Annotated in this window: 5 protein-coding genes; all 5 read left to right on the forward strand. The window is 70.0% G+C overall.

Annotated features, from left to right (window positions below):
* Nucleotides 1-68 precede the first annotated feature (68 nt).
* Entirely contained in the window at nt 69-1,277 is a 1,209-nt protein-coding gene (locus BM109_RS39380; RefSeq protein ID WP_093355634.1) for a CaiB/BaiF CoA transferase family protein, read from the forward strand.
* 32 nt (nt 1,278-1,309) lie between these two features.
* Nucleotides 1,310-2,308, forward strand: a complete 999-nt coding sequence (locus BM109_RS39385; protein ID WP_093355636.1) for a Bug family tripartite tricarboxylate transporter substrate binding protein — start codon at nt 1,310-1,312, stop codon at nt 2,306-2,308.
* A gap of 50 nt (nt 2,309-2,358) precedes the next feature.
* Nucleotides 2,359-4,320: an acyl-CoA synthetase gene (locus tag BM109_RS39390; protein WP_093355639.1), complete on the forward strand. Its 1,962-nt coding sequence runs from the start codon at nt 2,359-2,361 to the stop codon at nt 4,318-4,320.
* 76 nt (nt 4,321-4,396) lie between these two features.
* Entirely contained in the window at nt 4,397-5,407 is a 1,011-nt protein-coding gene (locus BM109_RS39395) for a Bug family tripartite tricarboxylate transporter substrate binding protein (RefSeq protein ID WP_093355642.1), read from the forward strand.
* A 30-nt stretch (nt 5,408-5,437) separates the two neighbouring features.
* On the forward strand, nt 5,438-6,000 hold a 563-nt coding region (locus BM109_RS39400; RefSeq protein WP_093355644.1), incomplete at its 3' end, for an electron transfer flavoprotein subunit beta/FixA family protein.

Raw genomic sequence — 6,000 nt, forward strand, 5'->3', positions numbered from 1 at the left:
GCCGCCACCGCTTCTTCCCCGGCCTCGCGCGCACCCGCGCCGAGGTCTCACGTCTTTCCGGAGCCACCATGCCCTCGCTGAATTCCTCGCTGCCGCTCGCCGGCGTGCGCGTCCTCGACCTGTCCCGCATCCTCGCGGGCCCCTGGTGCGGCATGGTGCTGGCCGACATGGGCGCCGAGGTCATCAAGGTCGAGCACCCGGGCCGCGGCGACGACACGCGCGACTGGGGCCTGCGCGTCGGCAAGACCGAGACCGCCTACTTCAACAGCGTCAACCGCAACAAGCGCTCGGTCACGCTAGACCTGCAGACGCCCGAGGGCCAGCAGCTCGCGCGCGATCTCGCGAAGCAGTGCGATGTGCTGATCCAGAACTTCAAGTTCGGCGGCATCGACAAGCTGGGCCTGGGCTACGAGCAACTGAGCCAGGAGCATCCCGGCCTCATCTACTGCTCGATCTCGGGCTACGACCGCACCGGCCCCGAGGCCGCGCGCCCCGGCTACGACCTCGTGGTGCAGGGCGAGGCCGGCCTGATGGCGCTCAACGGCGAGGCCAACCAGCCGCCGCTCAAGTTCGGCGTGGCGGCCGTCGACCTGTTCACCGGCATGTACTCGGCGCAGGCCATCCTGGCCGCGCTCTACCAGCGCGAGAAGACCGGCCGCGGCCGGCACGTGGAGATGGCACTGTTCGACTGCGGCCTGATGATCACCGCCTACTACGGCCTCGAGGCGCTGCTGCTGGGCGAGGACCCGCCGCGCTACGGCAACTCGCATCCCTCGATCGTGCCCTACGGCGTGTTCGACGCGGCCGACGGCCCGCTGGTCATCACCGTGGGCAACAACGCGCAGTTCGCGCGCTTCTGCACCGAGGTGATCGAGCGGCCCGACCTCGCGGCCGACGAGCGCTTCAAGACCAACATCCTGCGTTCGGCCAACCGCGCGGTGCTGCTGCCGCAACTGCATGCCGAACTCGCGAAGCGTCCGCGCGCCGCGCTGCTCGAAAAACTCAGTGCCGCCGGCATTCCCTGCGGCGAGGTGCTGGGCCTGCTCGAGGCGCTGCAATCGAAGCGCGCCACCGACGCCGGCTTGGTCACGCGTCAGCCGCATCCGGTCGCGGGCACGGTCGACGTGCTCGCGCCCCCCTACCGTTTCGATGGCGAGCGCCTGCCGGTGCGCAGCGCGCCGCCCACCCTGGGCGAAGGCACGCACGACGTGCTCCAGTCCTTGCTCGGCCTGTCGGATGAAAAGCTGGCAGCGCTGAAAAGCAGCGGCGTCGTCTGACGGCGCCACCTTGTTCCCCTGAAGCAGAAGTCATGGCCTCCCTCTCTCTCCGTCCCCTCCGCAGTCCTCTTCGCCGTGCACTCCTCGCGCTCGCCCTTCCCCTCGCCGCCGGTGCCGCCTTCGCGCAGGCCTGGCCGGCCAAGCCGATCACGCTGATCGTGCCCTTCCCGCCCGGTGGTCCCACCGACGTGGCCTCGCGCATCGTGGCGCAGAAGATGTCGGCCGCGCTCGGCCAGAACATCGTGATCGACAACCGCAGCGGCGCCTCGGGCACCGTGGGCGCGGCTGCCGCCGCGCGCGCGCCGGCCGACGGCTACACCTTCGTGATGCTGGCCACGCCCACGCTGCTGGCCTCGCACCTCTACGGCCCGACCGGCTACGACATCTTCAAGAACTTCACGCCCGTGGGCAGCGTCTACGACCTGCCGATCGTGCTGGTGGTCAATCCCAAGGCGCTGCCCGAGGTGACCGGCCTGCAGGGCCTGATCGCCAAGGCCAAGGCCGAGAACGGCAAGCTCAACTACACGACCGCGGGCGCCGGCAGCTTCGGCCACCTGACGACCGAGCAGCTCAAGAACATCGGCAAGTTCGAGATGCAGCACGTGCCCTACCGCGGCAGCGCGCCGGCCGTGACCGACCTGATCGGCGGCCAGGTGCCCGCGATGTTCTCGGACCTGGTGGCCGTGATCCCGCACATCCGCGCGGGCAAGCTGCGTGCCATCGCGGTCGGCTCGGGCCAACGCGTGAGCCTCTTGCCCGACGTGAAGACGGTGGCCGAGCAGGGCTTCCCGGGCTTCGACGCCACCTCGTGGGGCGGCCTGCTGGCACCGGCCGGCACGCCCAAGGACGTGGTCGAGCGCATGAGCGCCGAACTCAAGAAGGCGCTGGCCGACAAGGAAGTGCAGGAGAAGCTGCAGGGCGTGGGCTCGTTCGCGGCCTACCGCACCGCCGACCAGACCGCCGAGCGCATGCGCCAGGACTTCGAGCGCTGGGGCAAGGTCATCCGCGACAACCACATCACGAACCAGTAAAACAGCCGGGCCGACACGGCGACGATTTCAAGGGAACAAGGAGACAGGCCATGACCGACAGGAACGACCGGCACGACAACGACTACGCGACGCCCGTGGGCGCGCCGTTCCGGCCCGCGCGCCCCGTGCGCAGCCTCGCCGACATCCACGCGCTCGAGCAGACGCCGCTGGCGCAGGCGCTCACGGTGCGCAGCACCTACGAGATCTTCCGCAACGCGGGCCATGCCTTCGGCGACAAGACGGCGCTGACCTTCCTGCGCACCGGCAACCCGGACGATGCGCCGATCCGCTGGTCGTATGCCGAGCTGCTCGCGCGCATCCATCAGACCGCGAACCTGCTGCACGACCTGGGCGTGGGCCCGAACGACGCGGTGGCGGTGCTGCTGCCGGGCTGCCTCGAATACCACCTCGCGCTCTGGGGCGGCGAGGCGGCCGGCATCGTGCAGCCGCTCAATCCGCTGCTCACCGACGAGAAGCTGGTCGCGCTGATGACCGCGGCCCGCGCCAAGGTGCTGATCGCCTACGGCTCGGACGCCGAGTCGGGCATGTGGTCGAAGGCCCTGCGGTTGCGCGGCCAGGTGCCCGGGCTCACCACCTTATTGCGCGTGGCGCCGCACGACGAGGCGCCGGGCGCGGCGGGCGCGCTGCCCGAGGGCGTGGCCGACTTCGAAGTGCTGCGCGTGGCGCAACCCGATGACCGCCTCGTGAGCGGCCGCGACATCGCCTCGAGCGACATCGCCGCCTACTTCCACACCGGCGGCACCACCGGCGCGCCCAAGCTCGCGCGCCACAGCCATGGCGCGCAGGTGTTCACCGCCTGGGCCAGCGTGCAGGTCGCGGGCATGAACGAGCACGGCATCTCGATCAACGGCTATCCGCTGTTCCACGTCGCGGGCGTGCTGCCGGCCTCGCTGGCGTCGCTGTCGGCCGGCGTGGAGGTGGTGATTCCCACGCCCTCGCTGCTGCGCAACAAGCAGGTGCTGGCCAACTACTGGAAGCTGGTCGCGAAGTACCGCCCGACCTCGCTGTCGGCCGTGCCCACGGTGCTGGCCGCACTGGCCAACGTGCCGCTCGACGGCGCCGACATCTCCTCGATCACCTACTGCCGCACCGGCGCGGCCGTGCTCTCGCCCGAACTCGCCGCGCGCTTCGAGCGCCTGTTCGGCCTGCACGTGCACGAAAGCCTGGGCATGACCGAGATGGCCGGCATCTCGACCATCACGCCGCCCGGCGTCGACGGTCCCGCGGGCTGCGTCGGCTTTCGCCTGCCCTACATGCAGATGCGCGTGGTGGCGCTCGACGAGCACGGCAACGCAAGCGATCGCGAAGTGGCGCGCGGCGAGACCGGCATGGTGCTGTTCAAGTCGCCCAACGTGTTCTCGGGCTTCGTCGATCCGGCCGACAACGCCAAGGCCTTCACGGCCGACGACTGGCTCGCGACCGGCGACCTCGGCTGGATCGACAGCGAGGAGCGGCTCAACCTCACGGGCCGCTCGAAGGACCTGATCATCCGCAGCGGCCACAACATCGATCCCAAGGTGATCGAGGACGCACTGAGCGCCCACCCGGCGGTGCAGGTCTGCGCCGCGGTCGGCGCGCCCGATGCCTACGCGGGCGAGCTGCCCGTGGTGTTCGCGACGCTGGTGCCCGGCGGCGCCGCCACCGAAGACGAGCTGCTGGCCTTCACCGCCGCGCGCGTCGACGAGGCTCCCGCCAAGCCCAAGTGGGTGGCGCTGGTCGATGCGCTGCCGATGACCAACGTCGGCAAGATCTACAAGCCCGAGCTGCGCGCCATGGCCGCGAGCCGCGTGGTGGCCGCCACCGTGGCCGAGCTGTGCGCCGAACTCGGCCTGCCCGAGGCCGCGCGCCCGAGCGTGACGCACGAGGGCGAGAGCCTGGTGCGCGTGACGATCGACCCCGCCGCCGCCGGCGCGCAGGCCGCGGCGCTAGCCGAGCGGCTGCAGCAGGCGCTCGAGCCGCTGCCTTTCAAGACCCGCGTCGCGACGGCCTGAAGCCGCCGCACGGCGGGCCGCAGCGCACGGCCCGCCGCCTTTCGTTTCTCCGACCCCAAGAACCATCAGGGACACCATGACCATCACCCGACACCCGACCCGTCGCGCGCTGCTGCGCGCCACCACCGCAACCGCCGCCGCGCTGCTCGCGCTGGCCCATGCGCCGGCCCAGGCCCAGGCGCCTTATCCGAACAAGCCGATCCGCATGGTCGTGCCCTTCCAGGCAGGCGGCGCCACCGACGTGCTCGCGCGCGTGCTGGGCCAGAAGATGGCGGCCGGCCTCGGCCAGCCCGTGGTGATCGACAACAAGCCCGGCGCGGCCGGCATCATCGGCACCGACATGGTCGCCAAGGCAGCGCCCGACGGCTACACCATCGTCTTCTCGCTGAGCAATTCGCTGCTGACCAACGAGTTCCTCTACGAGAAGCTGCCCTACGACACGCAGCGCGACCTCACGCTGGTCTACCAGGTGGCGATGGGGCCGCTGGTGCTGGTGGTGCATCCGAGCGTGCCGGCCAAGACCGCGCCCGAACTGCTGAAGTACGTGGCCGCGAACAAGGGCAAGGTCGCCTATGGCTCCTACGGCGTGGGCGCCTACCCGCACCTGGCGGGCGCGCACATGAGCCTCACGCAGCAGGCCGACATGAACCACGTCGCCTACAAGGGCGAGGCGCCGATGATGCAGGACCTGATCGGCGGCCAGATCCAGATGGCCTATGCGAGCGCGCTGGTCGCCAAGCCGCACATCGACGCGGGCAAGGTGCGGGCCATCGGCGTGAGCGGCGAGCGCCGCATGGCCGCGCTGCCCACCGTGCCGACGATGGCCGAGCAGGGCTTGAAGGACGAGGCCTACCGCGTGACCGGCTGGCTCGCCTTCGCGGTGCCCGCCAAGACGCCCAAGCCCATCGTGGACCGCATCGCCGAGGAAGTGCGCAAGGCCTCGCAGCAGCCCGACGTGCGCGAGCGCATCGCGGCCATGGGCTTCGAGCTCAAGGACAGCTCGCCCGAACTCTTCGCCGCCGCCTGGAAGGCCGAGCGGCCGATCTGGGAACGCCTCATCAACCAGTCGGGCGCGAAGCTCGAGTGAACCTCCTCCGTTTTCATTGAAGGACCAGCCATGAAGATTCTCGTGCCCGTCAAACGGGTCGTCGACTACAACGTGAAGGTGCGCGTCAAGAGCGACGGCACGGGCGTGGACATCGCCAACGTCAAGATGAGCATGAACCCCTTCGACGAGATCGCCGTCGAAGAGGCCGTGCGCCTGAAGGAGAAGGGCGTGGTGACCGAGGTCATCGCCGTCTCGTGCGGCGACGCCAAGTCGCAGGAAACCCTGCGCACCGCGATGGCCATCGGCGCCGACCGCGGCATCCTGGTCGAGACCTCGGAAGAACTGCAGCCGCTGGCCGTCGCCAAGCTGCTCAAGGCGCTGGTCGACAAGGAACAGCCGCAGCTGATCATCCTCGGCAAGCAGGCCATCGACGACGATGCCAACCAGACCGGCCAGATGCTGGCTGCCTTGGCCGACCTGCCGCAAGCCACCTTCGCGAGCAAGGTCGAAGTCGCCGGTGACAAGGCCAACGTGACGCGTGAAGTCGACGGCGGCCTCGAGACCGTCTCGCTCACGCTGCCGGCCGTCATCACGACCGACCTGCGCCTCAACGAGCCGCGCTACGTGACCTT

The sequence above is a fragment of the Variovorax sp. PDC80 genome (assembly GCF_900115375.1).
Lineage (GTDB): Bacteria > Pseudomonadota > Gammaproteobacteria > Burkholderiales > Burkholderiaceae_C > Variovorax.

Bases quoted from the DNA above. Each gene is read 5' to 3' on its own strand.
- BM109_RS39385 (WP_093355636.1), top strand. From the start codon at position 1,310: ATGGCCTCCCTCTCTCTCCGTCCCCTCCGCAGTCCTCTTCGCCGTGCA.
- BM109_RS39390 (WP_093355639.1), top strand. From the start codon at position 2,359: ATGACCGACAGGAACGACCGGCACGACAACGACTACGCGACGCCCGTG.
- BM109_RS39380 (WP_093355634.1), top strand. From the start codon at position 69: ATGCCCTCGCTGAATTCCTCGCTGCCGCTCGCCGGCGTGCGCGTCCTC.
- BM109_RS39395 (WP_093355642.1), top strand. From the start codon at position 4,397: ATGACCATCACCCGACACCCGACCCGTCGCGCGCTGCTGCGCGCCACC.